This window comes from Desulfomarina sp. (assembly GCF_054039375.1).
Window position 1 is genome coordinate 1 of record NZ_JBPLBA010000159.1, and the last position, 3,205, is coordinate 3,205.

The following is a 3,205-nucleotide window of genomic DNA, read 5'->3' on the forward strand; positions in this document are numbered from 1 at the left end:
TTTAGTGATGATCCAAGCGGTCGTAAAATATCATTGATTTCAAAGCGTATGTTAGATGATGCCTTGGAAAGCAATATTGCAATGCTTCAGACAATTGAACAAGGGTGGTTATCCACGGATGAAAGTATAAATTCATACTTTGAAAACAACATACTGGCATATGTTGTTGGGTATTTAAAGGAAAATGGACTACTTGCATCAAGTGAGGAGAACGAGCGTATATTGATTAATTTGAAAACCGTTCTTGATTCATATTCGAATGCCAGAAGAAAAGCTGAACCGATGCATTGAAAATGCTTTTGTCTTCTATCGTGGGTATCAGCAAGGATATTTCTTATACTTCATCACTGGCTATCCAGATAATGCAAGGAAAAAGGTCCTGGTCTGCACCAAACATCTATCGTGACTAACCGGTGTTGCCAAAAAAATGATCTTTGACATATTATCAGGTTGAAATAGATTTGTATGATTTCATATTCAACCTGATATCAGAAATTATGGCGGGAGGGCGTTAAGGCCAGAGAAGCGGTTTGTAAATCCAGCCGACAGTTCCGCTTGCGTGTCTGACTTGCACCCATTTACCTTTACGGGAAATTTTCGTCAGGACAACACCTCTTTCCACATCGGCGACAACCGAGCTTTTTGTGGATGGGCCGGATCTCATATTCACACTCTTCTTGGCGTTGACGATGACCGTATCACCGGTGGTCACGAGACTCTTGTGGATCCAGCCGGAATCATTTTCGAAGTCGACTACCTTATACCAGTCACCCTGTTTTTTTATAACTTTCAGTGGATATCCTTCAAACAATTCCATGGAAACAGGGTTATCTTTCGATGGACCTGTCCTAACATTCACATTGTCTTTTTTTACACTGACATACTGGGCTGCAAAGACATTGGGGCATGTGAAGAAACTGAAAATGATCAATGTCAGGAGTAAGTGTATGGAAGTTTTTACTGAATTTGAAAAAATCATAATATTTGTATGGCTTCTGATAAATTTAATAGTTGTGTAAGTAATCCTGGTTTCCTGCAGGATCAGGCCATGGCCGTTTGTTTATCCGCCTTTTTCTGCTTTGAAGGCAGCGGAATATCACGGTGACCATTCAAATAATAACCGGTATTTCTCTATAGCATTTTTCTACAATCAAGTCAAGCATATGCTGCTGATATGCACCATAAAGGGCAAAGGGCCGGCATCCGGATAATGCCGGGAAATGATGGTTGTCAGTGAAAGAGGAGCCTGGTGGTTTTTCTGTCCATTTCAACCGTTGCCCCCAGGGGAAGGGTGAAGTTATCCGGACAGTGACCAAAGGGGATATTTGCCCAAATCGGAAAATTAGATGCCCAGGTTGTCTCAAGAATTCTCATCCAGACCTGTTCTTTGTAACGGATTTTATCCAGATAGTCCTCATGGGAGGAGAGGGAGAAATCCCCGAGAATCAGGCCGGAGAGTTTGTCGAATTTTCCGGCAAGAAAAAGTTGGGTCAGCATGCGGTCAATCCTGTATGGGGGTTCATTGATATCTTCCAGAAAAATAACAGCATCTTCCCATGAAAAATCATAAGGCGTTCCCAGCAGGGTAACGAGGCTTGTAAGGTTTCCGCCCAGCAGTCTCCCCGAAGAGGACGGTCCGTCCCTGAGAATTTCTACCTGTCGGGTATCTATTGGAGCTCCCCATTGGCCGGTAAGAGAACGATACAGTCTTTCGAGTGCCGGTGAAGTTAATGTGGGGAGGGAAGTCAGTACGGGACCATGGAAGCATACAAGGCCTGTTCTGGTATGCAGATAGTTGTGGAGAATGGAAATATCAGAAAAACCCAGGATAGGTTTCGGATGGGCGGCAATCTGCCTGAGATCAATCTGATCGAGCATTCGCAGGCAGCCGAATCCACCCCGCATTGAGATAATACCGGCTGTATCGGGGTCATTGATAAATGTATTGAATTCGCGGGCACGGTTTTTATCACTGTCGGCCAGGTAGTCATTTCCGGGCCATAAATCCCTTGGATATTTAACGGAAAAACCCATTTCTTCGAGCAGGGAGACCCCTTTCGCAAATATTTCAGGTTCCTGCAGCTGCCCCGCGGGAGCAATAACGGTAAGGGTATCACCTTTTTTAAGAGGTGGAGGATAGAGGGACGGGAGAACCATTACGCAATTTTCTTTTTATAAATAATTTCCAGACCTTTCAGGGTAAGCATCGGGTCAATCCGGTCAAAAGCTGTGGTGAATGGAGCGATAACCTTTGCCATGCCTCCTGTGGCGATGACTGTAATTTTTTCTCCCCCCGGAGCCATTTCCAGACGGATTTTCTCAACAAGACCGTTTATCATTGCACCATATCCGTACAAAATTCCGCTTTTCATGGCATGATCTGTATTTTTACCGATCACTGATGCTGGTTTTTCGGAGACATCGATGTGCGGCAGCTTTGCCGTTCTGGTGGCCAGGGCCTCCAGAGATATGGCAATACCGGGGATAATCAGGCCCCCTATGTATTCGCATCGTTCAGTGATACAGTCAAAGGTAATGGCTGTACCGAAGTCAATGACAATGAGTCTTGTCTGAAACTCCTTCCAGGCTGCAATGGCGTTAACCAGACGATCCGCACCCACTTCTCCAGGGTTTTTCAGTTTGACAGAAATAAGATCCTTTATATCATTGACGGCGACCACAAAGATCTTCTTGTCGAGATCTGCATTAAAATGTTTCTTGCAGCAGCCAAGCCAGGCGGTTTCAAGGGTAGGGACAACGCTTGCAAGTACAACACCTTTTATGGCAGTCTTATCAATACCTGCCATGGTGAAAAGGGCATTATGGAGAACAGCCAGCTCGTCAGGGGTGCTTTTTCTGTTGGATTTAAAGCGCCAGTGACCGATCAGCTTATTGTCGCTGTAGAGCCCGGTAACCGTATGGGAATTGCCAATATCAATAACAAAGAACATATTATGACACCACGATGTTGGAAAAAGTATGGTTGAACGCGGGCACGAAACAATGCATACAACCGGAAAACATATAACTGTTCATACGGACATCAACTATATGATTTTATGTAACTCCTTACAGGGCTAACAACTCTATGATTTTATTACTCTGAACTGTAATTGTTCACAGGTGCCACAGATTTTTGCAGGCTCTTCTGTTCGCTATAGCCCACCTATGTGGACAGAAGAGACCGTGAAAAGCTGGGGTGCCT

General features: G+C 44.5%; 4 protein-coding genes. 1 reads left to right on the forward strand and 3 read right to left on the reverse strand.

The window, feature by feature from the left end:
* Positions 1-291: hypothetical protein (locus ACXLDX_RS09505; RefSeq protein ID WP_457576941.1), on the forward strand; the 291-nt coding region annotated here is incomplete at its 5' end.
* 220 nt (positions 292-511) lie between these two features.
* Here the strand turns inward: ACXLDX_RS09505 and ACXLDX_RS09510 are convergent.
* The 3 genes from ACXLDX_RS09510 to ACXLDX_RS09520 all read right to left on the reverse strand — a co-directional run bounded on the left by ACXLDX_RS09510 (position 512) and on the right by ACXLDX_RS09520 (position 2,951).
* Positions 512-979: an SH3 domain-containing protein gene (locus ACXLDX_RS09510; protein ID WP_457576942.1), complete on the reverse strand. Its 468-nt coding sequence runs from the start codon at positions 977-979 to the stop codon at positions 512-514.
* Positions 980-1,230: 251 nt separating this feature from the next.
* A complete protein-coding gene (locus ACXLDX_RS09515; RefSeq protein ID WP_457576943.1) occupies positions 1,231-2,157 on the reverse strand; it encodes a S66 peptidase family protein in 927 nt (308 codons plus the stop codon).
* A complete protein-coding gene (locus ACXLDX_RS09520; protein WP_457576944.1) occupies positions 2,157-2,951 on the reverse strand; it encodes a type III pantothenate kinase in 795 nt (264 codons plus the stop codon). Before ACXLDX_RS09520 ends, ACXLDX_RS09515 begins: the two co-directional genes overlap by 1 nt.
* Positions 2,952-3,205: the final 254 nt, after the last annotated feature.

Bases quoted from the DNA above. Each gene is read 5' to 3' on its own strand.
- ACXLDX_RS09510 (WP_457576942.1), bottom strand. From the start codon at position 979: ATGATTTTTTCAAATTCAGTAAAAACTTCCATACACTTACTCCTGACA.
- ACXLDX_RS09515 (WP_457576943.1), bottom strand. From the start codon at position 2,157: ATGGTTCTCCCGTCCCTCTATCCTCCACCTCTTAAAAAAGGTGATACC.
- ACXLDX_RS09520 (WP_457576944.1), bottom strand. From the start codon at position 2,951: ATGTTCTTTGTTATTGATATTGGCAATTCCCATACGGTTACCGGGCTC.